Source organism: Streptomyces sp. NPDC040405 (assembly GCF_055595765.1).
The window spans coordinates 1-15,517 of sequence record NZ_JBVIVI010000011.1; the positions used below are offsets into that span (position 1 = coordinate 1).

Annotated in this window: 10 protein-coding genes; 7 read left to right on the forward strand and 3 right to left on the reverse strand. The window is 71.7% G+C overall.

From position 1 onward, the window contains the following. Positions 1-148 precede the first annotated feature (148 nt). The gene (locus ACZ59A_RS34705) at positions 149-649 is read right to left on the reverse strand and encodes a DUF1203 domain-containing protein (protein ID WP_470967129.1); all 501 of its coding nucleotides are present in this window, start codon (positions 647-649) and stop codon (positions 149-151) included. Positions 650-825: 176 nt separating this feature from the next. Here ACZ59A_RS34705 and ACZ59A_RS34710 point away from each other — a divergent pair, with 176 nt between their 5' ends. The 6 genes from ACZ59A_RS34710 to ACZ59A_RS34735 all read left to right on the forward strand — a co-directional run bounded on the left by ACZ59A_RS34710 (position 826) and on the right by ACZ59A_RS34735 (position 9,164). After that, on the forward strand, positions 826-1,764 hold the full coding sequence (locus tag ACZ59A_RS34710) for a dihydrodipicolinate synthase family protein (RefSeq protein WP_470967131.1): 939 nt from the start codon (positions 826-828) through the stop codon (positions 1,762-1,764). Then, the gene (locus ACZ59A_RS34715) at positions 1,761-3,218 is read left to right on the forward strand and encodes a sialate:H+ symport family MFS transporter (RefSeq protein ID WP_470967133.1); all 1,458 of its coding nucleotides are present in this window, start codon (positions 1,761-1,763) and stop codon (positions 3,216-3,218) included. The genes ACZ59A_RS34710 and ACZ59A_RS34715 overlap by 4 nt, the downstream gene beginning before the upstream one ends. A 98-nt stretch (positions 3,219-3,316) precedes the next feature. Then, the gene (locus ACZ59A_RS34720) at positions 3,317-4,483 is read left to right on the forward strand and encodes a CaiB/BaiF CoA transferase family protein (protein ID WP_470967136.1); all 1,167 of its coding nucleotides are present in this window, start codon (positions 3,317-3,319) and stop codon (positions 4,481-4,483) included. 26 nt (positions 4,484-4,509) lie between these two features. Beyond that, positions 4,510-5,724, forward strand: coding sequence for an acetyl-CoA C-acetyltransferase (locus ACZ59A_RS34725; RefSeq protein WP_470967138.1), 1,215 nt, complete (start codon positions 4,510-4,512; stop codon positions 5,722-5,724). 274 nt (positions 5,725-5,998) lie between these two features. Further along, a complete protein-coding gene (locus ACZ59A_RS34730; RefSeq protein WP_470967140.1) occupies positions 5,999-8,185 on the forward strand; it encodes a 3-hydroxyacyl-CoA dehydrogenase NAD-binding domain-containing protein in 2,187 nt (728 codons plus the stop codon). Between the two features lie 103 nt (positions 8,186-8,288). Beyond that, entirely contained in the window at positions 8,289-9,164 is an 876-nt protein-coding gene (locus tag ACZ59A_RS34735; RefSeq protein WP_470967143.1) for an alpha/beta fold hydrolase, read from the forward strand. Positions 9,165-9,212: 48 nt separating this feature from the next. On the opposite strand, the gene ACZ59A_RS34740 is transcribed toward ACZ59A_RS34735, so the two are convergent. Next, the gene (locus ACZ59A_RS34740) at positions 9,213-9,965 is read right to left on the reverse strand and encodes a MerR family transcriptional regulator (protein ID WP_470967145.1); all 753 of its coding nucleotides are present in this window, start codon (positions 9,963-9,965) and stop codon (positions 9,213-9,215) included. A 197-nt stretch (positions 9,966-10,162) separates the two neighbouring features. Between ACZ59A_RS34740 and ACZ59A_RS34745 the strand changes: the two genes are divergently transcribed. Next, positions 10,163-13,942 (forward strand): glycoside hydrolase family 2 TIM barrel-domain containing protein, encoded by a 3,780-nt coding sequence (locus tag ACZ59A_RS34745; RefSeq protein WP_470967148.1) that lies wholly within the window; start codon positions 10,163-10,165, stop codon positions 13,940-13,942. 67 nt (positions 13,943-14,009) lie between these two features. Here ACZ59A_RS34745 and ACZ59A_RS34750 read toward each other — a convergent pair whose 3' ends face one another. Next, on the reverse strand, positions 14,010-15,494 hold the full coding sequence (locus ACZ59A_RS34750; protein ID WP_470967150.1) for a M1 family metallopeptidase: 1,485 nt from the start codon (positions 15,492-15,494) through the stop codon (positions 14,010-14,012). Between the last annotated feature and the right edge of the window lie 23 nt (positions 15,495-15,517).

Genomic DNA, 15,517 nt, shown 5'->3' on the forward strand with positions numbered 1-15,517 from the left:
ATCTTCGCGGGCCCACGACGCCTGGCACGGCACCTCGCCGCGTTGTCGGGATCGCCCGAGTACGACCCGGTACGAGGACGCCCCTCCGCCTTGCGGTGTACCGCACCAGACGCCGCGGGCTGATCCACGAAGATCCGCCGGACAGGACCTAGCGGACCCGCCGCGTTTCGGCCACGAAGCAGCCGAACTCGACGCAGCGCACATGCACCGCGGCCACCTCGGGGTCCGCGTACAGCTCCGCCAGGGTCTCCTCGCAACGCTGCTGCCCGCCGCTGGTCAGCAGCCGTCCGCCGAGGATGTTGCCCTTCGCGGAGTAGGCGCGCAGCACCCGGTGGTCGCCCCACATGCCGGACGGGAAGCCGGGGCCGGTCCAGCCGTCGCACTCCTCGGCGTGGACGAAGACGGGCCCCTGCTCGTCGTACGGGCCGGGCTCGGCGCCCGTCTCCTCGGCCCAGCGGCGCAGCGGGGCGTAGGAGACGAGGGCGATGGTCTCGCCCGGCAGGCTCCGGCCCAGACAGCAGCGCAGCGGGTTGTTGCCTTCCTCGGTTCTCACCATGCGCGGCGGGTTGCCCGCGTCGTCCTGGATCCGCAGCTGCTTCGCCACCTCGGGCGCGATGGCCCGGATCTCGTATGCCTTGTTGTCGCTCATGCCATTCATCGTGGTCCGCGGACGAGGCGATGGCTGGCGGTATCCGGACGGGGCGCTGGACGCGGGCGTACTTGACAGGGGGCTGGTGCTCCGTCAGATTCGCCCCAAAACATAGGACGTCCGACGTCCGGATTGTCCCGTTCGGAACGCCGCTCCACGACGAAAGCAGGGTCCAGATGAGTCTTCCGGCTCCGCTCACCGGTGTCGTCCCGCCCCTGTGCACGCCCCTCACCCCGGCCGGCGAGGTCGATCGGGCCTCGCTCACCGCCCTCGCCGAGCGGCTGATCGACGCGGGTGTGAGCGGCCTGTTCGCGCTCGGGTCGAGCGGCGAGGCCGCGTATCTGGGCGACGGCAGGCGCCGTACCGTGCTGGAGACGGTGATCGAGGCGGCGGCCGGGCGGGTGCCGGTGCTCGCCGGGGCGATCGACATGGCGTCCGAGCGGGTCGTGGACCATGCCAGGACCGCCGCCGCGCTGGGCGCGGACGCGGTCGTGGCCACCGCGCCCTTCTTCACCCGCACCCATCCGGTGGAGATCGCCGACCACTTCCGGCGGGTGCGCGAGGGCGCCGGGCTGCCGCTGTTCGCGTACGACATCCCGGCCTCCGTCCACTCCAAGCTGACGCCCCGGATCGTGCTGCCGCTGGCCGCCGACGGCACGCTCGCCGGGCTCAAGGACAGCAGCGGGGACGACGGCGCGCTGCGGCGGCTGCTCGTGGAGGCCCGCCGCCGTGGCCTCACCGACTCCTTCGCCGTGCTCACCGGCTCCGAACTCGCCGTGGACGGCGCCCTGTTGGCCGGTGCCCACGGAGTCGTCCCGGGGCTGGGCAACGTCGACCCGGCGGGCTACGTACGGCTCTACGCTCACGCGCGCGCGGGCCGCTGGGACCGGGCGGCGGCCGAACAGGACCGGCTGGCGGCGCTGTTCGCCCTCGTCGACGCCGGGGATCCGGCCGCGATGGGCGGCAGTTCGTCGGCGCTCGGCGCCTTCAAGGCGGCGCTGCATCTGCTGGGCGTCATCGCCTGCCCGGCGACGGCCGCGCCGCAGGTGCCGCTGGGGGACGACGCGGTGAAGACGGTGCGCCAACTGCTGGAAGAGGGAGGGCTGTTGTCGTGACGGTCGAGGCATCGCACGGGCCCTGGTATCGCGAGGTCTCCCGGCGGCAGTGGAAGTCGCTGTTCGCCGCCTGGATCGGCTATCTGCTCGACGGCTTCGACTTCGTACTCATCACGCTCGTGCTGACCGAGATAGCCGACGAGTTCGACTTGGGCGCGGCGTCGGCGGCGAGCCTGGTCTCGGGCGCCTTCATCACCCGCTGGCTCGGCGGGGCGCTGCTCGGGGCGATGGGGGACCGGTACGGGCGCAAGCCCGCGATGATCGCCAGCATTCTGCTCTACTCCCTGGGCACCTTCGCGTGCGGCTTCGCCTGGAACTACTTCAGCCTGTTCTCCGCCCGGCTGCTGATTGGCATGGGCATGGCGGGCGAGTACAGCGCGAGCGCGACGTACGCCCTGGAGAGCTGGCCCGCCCAGCTGCGCAACCGCGCCTCCGGCTTTCTGATCTCCGGTTACGCGGGCGGCACGATCCTCGCCGCCGAGCTGTACAAGTGGGTCGTACCCGCCTGGGGCTGGCGCTGGATGTTCTACATCGGCGTCCTGCCCGTGTTCGTCGCGCTGTGGGTGCGGCGCGCGCTGCCGGAGGCGGGGGACTGGCGCGAGGAGGTGGCCGCGTCCGGCGCCGCCCGGCCCAACCCGTTCCGGCCCCTGTTCACCGGCCGCCTCGGGTACCTCAACACGGCCCTGGCGGTGGCCGCGAGCGCCGCGCTGTTCTGCGTCTTCACCCCGCTGGGGGAGGGCTGGCGGTGGCCGCTGTCGCTGCTGGCGGCGGGCGCGCTGCTCGCCTTCGCCGCCCAGCTCGGGGGACGGCGCGGCTGGCTGCTGTACGTGGCACTCATATGCACGGTCTTCTGCGCCTTCCTCTACAGCTGGCCCATCCAGGCGCTGCTGCCCACCTATCTGAAGACGGAGCTGGGGTACGCGCCCTCCGAGGTCACCGACGCGATGTTCTACGCGGGCTTCGGCACGATGGCCGGATGCTGGCTGGCCGGGTTCGCCGGGGACTGGATCGGGACCCGGCGGGCCTACGCGTACACCCTGCTCGCCTCGCTGTGCTTCGTCTTCCCGGTGTTCGCGGTGCGGGACACGCTGGTGGGGCTGGGGGTGCTGCTGTTCTGCCTGCTCGCCCTGAGCCAGGGGATCTCCGGCATCCTGCCGAAGTACATCGCGGGCCACTTCCCCACGGAGAACCGGGCCGCGTCGCTCGGCTTCGTCTACAACACGGGCGCGCTCGGCGGCGCCGTGGCCCCGGTGCTGGGCGCGCGGCTGGCGGAGGGCATGCCGCTCGGGCAGGCCCTGGCGGTGCTGACGTCCGGTCTGACGCTGGTGGTGATCGTGCTGGTGGGAGCCGATGTGCCGCGCCGGCTGGGCCGTCTGGTGGACCCGGCGCTCGGGGGCGACCACCTGTTGCGGGAGCGTCCGGTCCCGGCGGACGGCGCGGACACGCCGCGCTGAACACCCCGCACCGGGTGGGGGCTTGTGGAATGAGGGGCGCGTTCTTAGCATCGGCGGTGTTACAGCGGTGGTGTCACAAAGGCTGAGGACGGTCCCGGATGGCGGCGGCAGCAGGCGTGGGCGGAGCGACGGGGCACGGGCCGCTGGCCGGGGTGCGGGTGGTGGAGCTGGCCGGAATCGGGCCCGGGCCGTTCGCGGCCATGCTCCTCGGCGACCTGGGCGCCGATGTCGTACGGGTCGACCGCCCGGGCCGCCCCGGGGGCCTGAAGATCGACCCGGCGTACGACCTCGCCAACCGCAACAAGCGCTCCGTCCTGCTCGACCTGAAGTCCGAGCGCGGCCGGGACGCCGCGCTCGGCCTCGTGGAGCGGGCCGACATCCTCATCGAGGGCTACCGCCCCGGCGTCGCCGAGCGGCTCGGCCTCGGCCCCGACCCCTGCCTGGCCCGTAACCCCCGGCTCGTCTACGGCCGGATGACCGGCTGGGGGCAGGACGGCCCCCTCTCCGGCACGGCCGGGCACGACATCGGCTACATCGCCCTCACCGGCGCGCTGGGCCTGACCGGGGAGGCCGACGGCCCGCCGGTCGCGCCCGCGAACCTGCTCGGGGACTACGCGGGCGGCTCGCTCTACCTCGTCATCGGCGTCCTCGCCGCCCTCCAGCACGCCCGCTCCGGCGGCACCGGCCAGGTGGTGGACGCGGCGATCGTGGACGGCACCGCGCATCTGACGGCCGTCCTGCACGGCATGATGGCGGCCGGGGGCTGGCAGGACCGGCGCGGCAGCAACCTCCTCGACGGCGGCTGCCCCTTCTACGGCACGTACGAGACCGCCGACGGCGGCCATATGGCGGTCGGCGCGCTGGAACCGGCCTTCTACGCCGAGTTCATCGACCTGCTCGGGGTCGCCGACCAGGCACCCGCCCGCGGCGACATCGACAGCTGGGACGAGCTGCGCGCCGTCATCGCCGCCCGCTTCAAGGAGCGCACCCGCGAGGAGTGGACGGCGGTTTTCGACGGGTCGGACGCCTGCGTCTCGCCCGTCCTGTCGCTGCGCGAGGCCCCCCGCCATCCGCAACTCGCCGCCCGCGACACCTTCGTCGAAGCGGCGGGCATCACCCAGCCCGCGCCCGCCCCGCGCTTCTCCGCGACCCCGGGCCGGGTGCGCGGCGGCCCCGCCCGGCCCGGCGCGCACGCCGCCGAGGTGGCCCGCGACTGGGGCGTACCCGACGTGACTCCGACGCCGCCCACCGACTCGGCCTCCTGATCCGCCCACCCCGAAAGGCAGCAGACGTGAGCACCGAAGCGTACGTGTACGACGCCATCCGCACCCCGCGCGGACGCGGCAAGGCCGACGGCGCCCTGCACGGCACCAAGCCCGTCGACCTCGTCGTGGGCCTCATCCACGAGATCCGGCGGCGGTTCCCGGATCTGGACCCGGCGGCGATCGACGACGTGGTGCTCGGCGTCGTCAGCCCGCTCGGCGACCAGGGCTCCGACATCGCCAAGGTCTCGGCCATCGCGGCGGGGCTCCCGGTGACCGTGGCGGGCGTCCAGGAGAACCGCTTCTGCGCCTCGGGTCTGGAGGCCGTCAACATGGCTGCGGCCAAGGTCCGTTCGGGCTGGGAGGACCTGGTGCTGGCGGGCGGCGTCGAGTCGATGTCGCGGGTGAAGATGGGCTCCGACGGCGGCGCGTGGTTCGCCGACCCGATGACCAACTACGAGACCGGCTTCGTCCCCCAGGGCATCGGCGCCGACCTCATCGCCACCCTCGGCGGCTTCACCCGCCACGACGTGGACACCTTCGCCGCGCTGTCGCAGGAGCGGGCGGCCGTGGCGTGGAAGGAGGGCCGCTTCGACCGCTCCGTGGTCCCGGTCCGCGACCGCGCCGGGCTGACCGTCCTCGACCATGACGAGCACATCCGCCCGGGCACCACGCCCGAGACCCTGGCCGGGCTCAAGCCGTCGTTCGCGACGATCGGCGAGGCGGGCGGCTTCGACGCGGTGGCGCTCCAGAAGTACCACTGGGTGGAGGCCATCGACCACGTCCACCACGCGGGCAACTCCTCCGGCATCGTGGACGGCGCGGCCCTCGTCGCCATCGGCAACCGCGAGACCGGCGAGCGCTACGGGCTCAACCCCCGCGCCCGCATCGTCTCCGCCGCCGTCTCCGGCGCCGACCCCACCATCATGCTCACCGGCCCGGCCCCCGCCGCCCGCAAGGCCCTGGCCAAGGCCGGGCTGACCATCGACGACATCGACCTGGTCGAGATCAACGAGGCGTTCGCGGCGGTCGTGCTGCGCTTCGCCGAGGACATGGGGCTCGGCCTCGACAAGATCAACGTCAACGGCGGCGCGATCGCCATGGGCCACCCGCTGGGCGCCACCGGAGCGATGATCCTCGGCACGCTGGTGGACGAGCTGGAGCGGCGCGGCGAGCGCTACGGCCTGGCGACGCTGTGCGTGGGGGGCGGCATGGGCATCGCGACGGTGGTCGAGCGGCTGTAGCCCGGTGGCCGCGGGAGGCTTTTCCCCACCCCGCCCCTTCCCGAACCGGGGGTTCCACCCCCGGCCCCGGCGCCCGGCTCCGGGTCCTGCCCCGAGCCGGGGGCCCGGCCCGCGGGCCCGTCGTCGGTCCTTGCGGCTTTGCCGCCGGGGGGCGTGCGGCGGGCCGCGGCGGGCTCGGGCGGGGGCGGGAGCCGAGGGCGGCCCGCCCTGACCTCGTCCGCAACCAACCTCCGACCCGCTTCCGTTCCGCCCCCTCGCCCCTGGAGACCGTCAGATGAGCAACCCCGCCAGCGCCTCGACCATCCGCTGGGAGCAGAGCGACGACGGCATCGTCACCCTCGTCCTCGACGATCCCGGCCAGTCCGCCAACACCATGAACGCCGCCTTCATCGCCTCCCTCGACGCGGTCGCCGACCGGCTGGAGGCCGAAGACGAGTCGGTTCGCGGCGTCATCGTCACCTCCGCCAAGAAGACCTTCTTCGCGGGCGGCGACCTCAAGGACATGGTCACGCTGGGGCCCGACCAGGCCCCGCAGGCGTTCGAGACCAACCTGCGCATCAAGCGCGGGCTGCGCCGCATCGAAACCCTCGGCAAGCCCGTCGTCGCCGCGATCAACGGCGCGGCGCTCGGCGGCGGTTTCGAGATCGCCCTCGCCTGTCACCACCGGATCGCCCTCGACACCCCCGCGTCCCGGATCGGCTTCCCCGAGGTCACCCTCGGTCTGCTGCCGGGCAGCGGCGGCGTCGTTCGCTCGGTGCGGCTGCTCGGTGTCGCCGACGCCCTGCTCAAGGTGCTGCTCCAGGGCACCCGGTACGCCCCGCGCCGGGCGCTGGAGGCGGGGCTTGTGCACGAGGTGGTGGACACGCCGGAGGAGATGGTGGCCCGGGCGCGGGCCTTCATCGACGCGCACCCCGAGTCGCGGCAGCCCTGGGACGAGAAGGGTTACCGCATCCCCGGCGGCACCCCGGCCGACCCGAAGTTCGCCGTCAACCTGCCCGCCTTCCCGGCCAATCTGCGCAAGCAGCTCAACGGCGCCCCCTACCCGGCGCCGCGCAACATCCTCGCCGCCGCCGTCGAGGGCTCGCAGGTCGACTTCGAGACGGCGCAGACCATCGAGGCCCGGTACTTCACCGAACTGGTCGTCGGCCAGACCGCCAAGAACATGATCCAGGCGTTCTTCTTCGATCTCCAGGCGGTCAACTCCGGTGCCAACCGGCCGCAGGGCATCGAGCCGCGCACGGTCCGCAAGGTCGCGGTGCTGGGCGCCGGGATGATGGGCGCGGGCATCGCGTACGCCTGCGCCAAGGCCGGTATCGAGGTCGTGCTGAAGGACGTCTCCGACGAGGCCGCGGCCAAGGGCAAGGCGTACGCGGAAGGGCTGCTGGCCAAGGCGGTCGCCAAGGGCCGTACGAGCGAGGCCCGGCGCGACGCGCTGCTGGCCCTCATCACCCCGACCGCCGACGCGCGCGACGTCGCGGGCTGCGACGCCGTCATCGAGGCGGTCTTCGAGGACCCGGCGCTCAAGCACAAGGTCTTCCAGGAGATCGAGCCCATCGTCGCGCCGGACGCCTTGCTGTGCTCCAACACCTCCACCCTGCCGATCACGCTGCTGGCGGAGGGGGTGGAGCGCGCCGAAGACTTCATCGGGCTGCACTTCTTCTCGCCCGTCGACAAGATGCCGCTGGTCGAGATCATCAAGGGCGAGCGCACCAGCCAGGAGACGCTGGCCCGCGCCTTCGACCTGGTGCGGCAGATCAGCAAGACCCCGATCGTCGTCAGCGACTCCCGCGGCTTCTTCACCTCCCGCGTCATCGGCCACTTCATCAACGAGGGCGTGGCCATGGTCGGCGAGGGCATCGACCCGGCCTCGGTCGAGCAGGCCGCCGCCCAGGCGGGCTACCCCGCCAAGGTGCTCTCCCTGATGGACGAGCTGACCCTGACCCTCCCGCGCAGGATCCGCGAGGAGACGCGGCGCGCGACGCTGGAGGCGGGCGGCGAGTGGCAGCCGCATCCGGCCGACGAGGTCATCGACCGCATGGTGGAGGAGTTCGGGCGCCCGGGGCGCAGCGGGGGAGCGGGCTTCTACGAGTACGACGCGGACACCGGCAAGCGCCTGGGGCTGTGGCCGGGGCTGCGCGAACACTTCGGCACCGCCCGTGACAAGAGCATCCCCTTCGAGGACATGAAGGAGCGCATGCTCTTCCGCGAGGCCCTCGACACGGTGCGGCTGCTGGAGGAGGGCGTGCTGACGTCCGTCGCCGACGCCAACATCGGCTCGATCCTGGGCATCGGCTTCCCCGGCTGGACGGGCGGGGTGCTCCAGTACATCAACGGCTACAAGGGCGGCCCGGCGGGCTTCGTGGCCCGCGCGCGGGAACTACAGGCGGCGTACGGCGAGCGGTTCGCGCCGTCGCCGCTGCTGCTGGAGAAGGCGGAGCGCGGCGAGCACTTCGCGGACTAGCGGACCAAGGGGCGGACGGGGCGCCGATATCTGGCGGATATCGGCGCCCTGTTGGCCAGATATCGCGGTGGATAGCAGGGTCCCGAGCGGGTGGACTGTCCCCATGAGCAACTTGAACAACATGAGCAACAGCCACCCCACCCCCTCCGGCACCGTCTTCGTCCTCGTCCACGGCGCCTGGCACTCCTCCTGGCAGTGGGCGCCCACCCAGCGCGCCCTGGCCGGGCTCGGCGCGCTGAGCCTCGCCGTCGACCTGCCGGGGCACGGCTTCGACGCCCCGGTGCCCTCCGGCTATCACGACCCCGGCCAGCCGGGCTTCGCGACCGAGAAGTCCGCGCTGGCCGGGCTGACCCTGGAGGAGTGCGCCGGGGCCGTCGTCTCGGCCCTGCGCGCGGTACGCGGCCACCGCAAGGTCGTCCTCGTCTCGCACAGCGCCGGTGGCGTCTCCGCCTCCCTGGCCGCGGAGCAGGCTCCCGAACTGGTCGACGAGCTGGTCTATCTGACGTCCGTCGTGCCCGCGGCACGACCCCGCTTCGCCGACTACATGGCGGCCCCGGAGCAGACCGCGGCCACCCGCGGACAGGGGCTGATGGTGGGCGACCCGGAGGCCATCGGCGCGTTCCGCGTCAATCCGCGCCCCGCCGACCCGGAGTACGCGGAGGCGCTGCGGCTGGCGTACTACCACGACGTTCCCGCCGCGTCCTTCGCCCGCTGGCGCGACGCCCTCAGCCCCGATATGCCGTTCGCGATACCGACCACCCCGGTCGCCCTCACCCGTCAGCGGTGGGGCCGTATCCCGCGGACCTTCGTCCGGTGTGCCGAGGACTGGGCCCTGACGCCCGCGGTGCAGGACCTGATGATCGCGGAGACCGACGCGGCGATGCCGGACCAGCCGTTCACCGTACGGACGCTGCCGGGCAGCCATTCGCCGTTCGCCGTCCGCCCCGCCGAGCTGGCCGCCGCCCTCGTACGGAGCTGAGCGCACCCACTACAAAGGAACACACCACAAGGAACACACCATGAGGAATCAGTCGGTCCCGTACCAGGCCCGCAGCTCCTGCTTCATCGACCGCTGAAACGCGATCACCAGCGCCTGCACCACCAGCGGCTGCATGTCCGCCGACAGCGACTTCTTCGCCGCCACCCGCTCCGCCCCGCCGCCGGACTCCGGCTCCCGCTCCGGGCCCCACACCTCGTCGCGGAAGAGCCGTCCCAGCTCGCGGGCCACGGAGCGGCTGTGCTCCAGGACGACGGTTTGGGCCGCCAGTATCGTCTCCAGGTCGATGGGGACGTCCAGCAGCCGCAGGCCCAGGTGCAGCACTCCGGGGTCGACGCGGAAGACGTCCGGCCGGTCGGTGCGCTCCAGCGCGTGGAGGGCGGCGAGCCGGTCGACGTCCTCGTCCGACAGCTCGCGCCCCGCCCGCCGGGCCAGCTGCGCGCGGGTCGCCTCCTCGGGCGCCTCGGGGGCCCAGGAGGCGACGAGGGCGCGGTGGATGGCCAGGTCGTCCGCGCTCAGGTCCGCCGGGAGCTGCCGCAGATAGCGCTCGATGGCGGAGAGGGTCATACCGTGGTGCTGCAACTCCTCGATCAGGGCGAGCCGCGACAGATGCCCGGGCCCGTAATGCCCCACCCGGCGCGGGCCGATGGCGGGCGGCGGCAGCAGCCCGCGGGTGCTGTAGAAGCGGATCGTGCGGACGGTCACCCCGGCCCGGGCCGCCAGCTCGTCGACGGTGAGGGTCGGTTCCTCGCTGGCCCCTACCTCGCTGTCGGGGGTGGTCATCGGCGCGCCTCGCTCTCCGGTGTGCTGCCCGATCGGTTCATCAGTATTGCTGTCTCATCATCACTGTGAAACCTCCGCGCCTCATCGGATCGCACAGAGATCCGTCCGGACCGTTGACGCTCTCTTTACCCGGCCAATAGCGTGCATCGCTGTTCAGCTGTGTTGGTTTTCTTGCGAATATGTGAGGTGGGGTCGGATTGGGCACGGTACGCGACAGATACGGCGCACGACTGATCGCGGTGACGGCTGCCATGGCCACCGCGTTCGGAGCCGCCCTCACCACGGCGGACAGCGCCGTCGGCAGAGCGTCGGACGCGGGCAAGTTCCCCGCCGATGTGCACCGTTACCTGGAGGATCCGGAGAAGACCGGTGAGGGCCAGGAGCCCCCGCACACCCGGCTGAAGCCCACCGGGCCGGACGCGAAGAAGTGGCAGCGCAGCCTCGACGGCAGCTGGCGCTTCGCCCTCGCCGACCGGCCCGAGGACGCGCCCAAGGGCTTCTGGAAGGAGGACTACGAGGCGTCCTCCGCCCAGGGATTCCAGCGGGTGAAGGTTCCGCACACCTGGCAGACCGACGACCTCGACCACCCGATCTTCCGCAACATCGACGGCGAGATCGTGCCCGAGAACCCCCCGAACATCCCGCACGACGTCAACCCCACCGGGGCGTACCTCAAGGACGTCCAGGTGCCGGAGAACTGGGACGGGCGCCGTCAGGTGCTCCGCTTCGACGGGATGACCTCCGGCGCGTTCGTCTGGATCAACGGCCGGTACGTCGGCTACGACCAGGGCGGCTACGTCCCCGCCGAGTTCGACGTGACCGACTATCTGAAGCCCGGCCACAACCGCGTCGCCGTCCAGCTGCACCGCTGGAGCGCGGGCTCGTATCTGGAGGACTACGACCAGTGGCGCTTCGCGGGCATCTTCCGCTCCGTGTCGCTGTACGCCACCCCCAAGACCCGGATGGAGGACGCGTACGTCACCACCGACCTCGACTCCTCCTACCGTGACGCCACGCTGCGCGCCGAGGTCGACATCGCGCGCGCCGAGGGCGGCGAGAAGGGGAAGCAGCGGGTCACGGGCGTGCTGTACGACCCGCGCGGCCGTGAGGTGCGGCGGCTGTCCGCCGAGGAGGCGGACGGCAAGGCCGAGCTGACGGCGGAGGTGAAGAACCCCGCCAAGTGGTCCGACGAGACGCCGAATCTGTACCAACTCGTGCTGAAGCTGCGCGACGCCGACGGCAGGACGACGCAGACCGTCCGGCAGAGCGTCGGCTTCCGCGAGGTCGAGGTCAAGGACCAGCAGCTCAAGCTCAACGGCAAGCGCATCCTCATCCGGGGCGTCAACCGCGCCGAGACCGACCCCACCACCGGCCGGTACGCCACCCGGGAGCGCATGGAGCAGGACGTACGGCTGATGAAGCGGCTGAACGTCAACGCGATCCGCACCTCCCACTACCCCTCGGACCCGTACCTCTACGAACTCGCCGACCGTGAGGGCATCCTCATCGACGACGAGATGGAGGTCGAGACCCACAGCTTCGAGGACTGCCCGGACCACTGCCTCGCCGAGAAGCCCGAGTGGCAGAAGGCGTTCATGGAGCGGCACCAGGGCATGGTCGAGCGGGACAAGAACCACCCCAGCGTCATCATGTGGGACACCGGCAACGAGGCCGGACTCGGCAAGGCGCACTACGCCATGGCCGAGTGGACGAAGAAGAACGAGCCGACCCGGCCGCTGTACCACCAGCCCAACCGGCCCGACGGCGACGCCCCGTTCGCCGACATCGCGGGCCCCCGCTACGCCACGCCCGCGAAGCTGGAGGACAAGGCCAAGACCTTCACCAAGCCCATCGTGATGGGCGAATACGCGCACGCCATGGGCAACAGCCTCGGCAACTTCCGGGAGTTCTGGGAGGTCATGCGCAAGTACCCCCGGGCCCAGGGTGGCTTCATCTGGGACTGGGCCGAGCAGAACATCAAGCGCCCCCTGATCACCACGCCCGACTCCTCCGGCAACGGCATCGCCGCCAGCCTCTCCGGCAAGCCGAAGGTCGTGGACGGGAACCATGGCAAGCACAACAAGGCGCTGTACCTCTCCGGTCTGGACGACTTCGTCGAGACCTACCGCGACCCCAAGCTGGACCTGACCGGCAAGGCGGTCACCCTCGACGCCCAGGTCAAGCCCGCCGAGCCGTTCACCGGCGACTTCACCATGGTCAGCAAGGGCGACCAGTACGTGCTGCGGATGAAGGACGCCGACACGCTGGAGTTCACGATCACCAGCGAGGGCAAGCCCCGCACGGTGACCGCGGACGTCCCCGAGGGCTGGACCGGTGCCTGGCACCGCGTCACCGGCACCTATGACGGCGGGCACTTGCGCCTGTACGTGGACGGCAAGCAGCTCGCCGAGACCGCCTGGAGCGGCTCCATCGACTACACCGGCTACGACCTCGGCGTCGGCCGCAACGCCGACACCATGGAGGACGGCTACCCGGGACGCACCGCCAAGGGCACCATCGACCAGGTCCGCGTCTACGACACCGCGCTCGGCGCGGCCCGGCTCGCCGCCGGTGCCGACCCCAAGCGGGACGCCCTGATCGCGCTGGACTTCGACAGCTTCCAGCGCAAGGGCGACTACCTCAGTTACGGCCTCTACGAATCCGGCGTCGACGGTCTGGTCACCGCCGACCGCAAGCCGGAGCCGGAGACCGCCCAGCTCGCCTGGGTGCAGGCGCCGATCCGGATCACCGACGCCGACGCCCGCTCCGGCAGGGTCGAGGTCACCAACGAGCGCGTCTTCACCGGCACCTCCGATCTGCGCTTGCGCTGGAAGGTGACCGAGGGCGCGAAGACCGTCGCGAGCGGCACCCGCGCGCTGAACGTCGGGCCCGACGCGAGCGAAGAGGTCCAGCTGCCCGCCCCGCCCGCGAACCCGGGCGGCTACGAGCGCCACCTCACCGTCCAGGCGGTGACCGCGCACGACGCCAACTGGGCGAAGGCCGGACACGTGGTGTCCTTCGGGCAGTTCGCGGTCGGCGGGACGAAGGTCCCCGAGCCGGAGCCGTCCCGTACGGGCGAGGCCAAGGCCCCGGTCAAGACCACATCCAAGGGCGACACGGTCGAGGTCACCGGCCCGGACTTCCGCTACACCTTCGACAAGAAGAAGGGCACGCTCACCTCGATGCGCGCGGGCGGCCGCGAACTCCTCACCTCCGGCCCCGAACTCGACGTCTGGCGCGCCCCGATCAGCAACGAGCGCTCCGAATGGGGCACCGCGGAGGGCAAGCAGTGGCGCTCCCTCGGCCTCGACCGGCTGCGCGCCACCGTCAAGGGCACGGACGTGACCCCGGGCGACGACGGCACCGTCACCGTCGCCTTCACCACGACCGTCACCCCGCCCGAGGCGACCAACGCGTCCTTCGACCAGACCATGACGTACCGCGTCGACGGCTCCGGTGAGATCGGCGTCCGGCACCAGGTCCAGGCGCGCGGCGAGGCCGCCAAGCTGTCGTACCTGCCGCGGGTGGGCATGCAGCTGAAGGTGCCGGAGCGGTACGACACGTTCCGGTGGTACGGCCGCGGTCCGGTCGAGAACTTCAACGACCGCAAGGACGGCACGCCCATGGGCGTCTGGTCCTCCTCCGTCGAGGACCAGTACGTCGAGTACCTGAAGCCGCAGGACCACGGCAACCACGACGATGTGCGCTGGGCCTCGCTCACCGACGGCCGTGCCGGCGGGCTGCTGGTCTCGGGCGATCTGGAGGTGGGCGCGAGCGCGTACGACGACCTCGACCGCGCCTCGTACCCCCACTTCCTGAAGCGCAACGACGGCTGGAACACCTTGCACGCCGACCACGCCGTCACCGGCGTCGGCGACACCCCGAACCCGGTGCGCGACCAGTACCGGGTCAAGGCCGACAAGGCGTACGACTACACCCTCACGCTGCGCCCGCTGGGCGTCGGCGGCACGAAGTAGCGGCACCCGCGCCCCGGCCCCCGGCCCTCACCAGAGGACCGGGGGCCGGGGTCGTTTCGTAGGAAGGTCACCGCTCGGAGTGTGCCGCCTGGATCTTCTGCCAGGACTTCGGCCGCTCCGGCGCCTTCGCCGGGCTCAGCTCCGCCGTCCGCGCCTGCGTCGCCCCGGGCTTCGACGGGGTGAACAGCCAGGTGTCGAAGAACGCCGCGAGGGGCTTCCCAGACACCTTCTCGGCGTAGGCCACGAAGTCCTTCACGGAGGCGTTGCCGTACTGGTTCTTCGCCGTCCAGCCCTTCAGGATCGCGAAGAAGGACTTGTCGCCGACGCGGTTCCGCAGCGCCTGAAGGGCCAGCGCGCCCCGGTCGTACACCGCCTCGTGGAACTGGTTCGCCGCACCCGGGTCGCCCGGCTCGACCTTCCAGAACGGGTCGTCGGCCGGGTAGGAGGCGTACGTGTAGTCCGCCAGCTCCTGCGCCGTGCCCTCGCCCTCCTTCTCCGACCACAGCCACTGCGCGTAGCTCGCGAAGCCCTCGTTGATCCAGATGTCCCGCCAGTCCTTCAGCGAGACGCTGTCGCCGAACCACTGGTGCGCCAGCTCGTGCACGACCACCGACACGTTCGAGCCCTTGGCGAACTTCTTCGGGCCGTAGAAGGGCCGGGTCTGGGTCTCCAGGGCGAATCCGGCGGACACGTTCGGCACATAGCCGCCCAGCGCCTCGAAGGGGTACGGGCCGAAGACCGTGGACTCCCAGTCGGCGATCTCGCCCGTCCGCTCGACGCTGGCCCGCGCCGCGCCCGCGTTCTCGCCGAGGTCCTTGCTGTAGGCGTTGAGGACGGGCAGCCCGTTCGCGGTGGTGTCCGTCGTGATGTCGAACTTGCCGACCGCGAGCGTGGCCAGATAGGTGGCCTGGGGCTTGGCGGAGCGCCAGTTGTAGCGGGTCCAGCCCAGCTGCGAGCTGCTGGAGGCCAGGATGCCGTTGCTGATGGCCTGCGTACCGTCCGGCACCGCGACCGAGACGTCGTACGTGGCCTTGTCCAGCGGATGGTCGTTGCTCGGGAACCACCACCACGCCGACTCCGGCTCATTGGCCGCGACCCCGCCGTCCGGCGTCCGCTGCCAGCTGGTGAAGCCGCCCGCCTCCACCTTCGACGGCGTACCGCTGTAGCGCACCACGACGGTGAACGGGCGGCCGGAGTCGAGCCCGGCGGCGGGGGTGATCTCCAGCTCGTGGTCGCCGGTCTTCGTGAACGCCGCCTTCTTCCCGCCCACCAGCACCTCGCGCACATCGAGCGCGAAGTCGAGGTTGAAGCGGGACAGATCCTGCTTGGCGGTGGCGACGAGGGTCGCCGTGCCCTCCAGCCGGTCCGTCTTCGGCTGGTACTTCAGCCGCAGGTCGTAGTGGGAGACGTCGTATCCGCCGTTGCCGTACGAGGGGTAGTAGGAGTCCCCGATGCCGGGCGCGCCGGGCGCCGGTTCGGCCGCCGAGGCCGGGATCGCCAGCAGCAGGCAGGCCGCGGCCGCGCTCGGGACGATGAGTCTGTGGTGACGCACGAGTCCTCCAACTCGTAGGGGAG

Excerpts from the sequence above, each read along its gene's own strand:
- ACZ59A_RS34730 (WP_470967140.1), top strand. The coding sequence starts at position 5,999 with ATGAGCAACCCCGCCAGCGCCTCGACCATCCGCTGGGAGCAGAGCGAC.
- ACZ59A_RS34735 (WP_470967143.1), top strand. The coding sequence starts at position 8,289 with ATGAGCAACTTGAACAACATGAGCAACAGCCACCCCACCCCCTCCGGC.
- ACZ59A_RS34710 (WP_470967131.1), top strand. The coding sequence starts at position 826 with ATGAGTCTTCCGGCTCCGCTCACCGGTGTCGTCCCGCCCCTGTGCACG.
- ACZ59A_RS34740 (WP_470967145.1), bottom strand. The coding sequence starts at position 9,965 with ATGACCACCCCCGACAGCGAGGTAGGGGCCAGCGAGGAACCGACCCTC.
- ACZ59A_RS34705 (WP_470967129.1), bottom strand. The coding sequence starts at position 649 with ATGAGCGACAACAAGGCATACGAGATCCGGGCCATCGCGCCCGAGGTG.
- ACZ59A_RS34720 (WP_470967136.1), top strand. The coding sequence starts at position 3,317 with ATGGCGGCGGCAGCAGGCGTGGGCGGAGCGACGGGGCACGGGCCGCTG.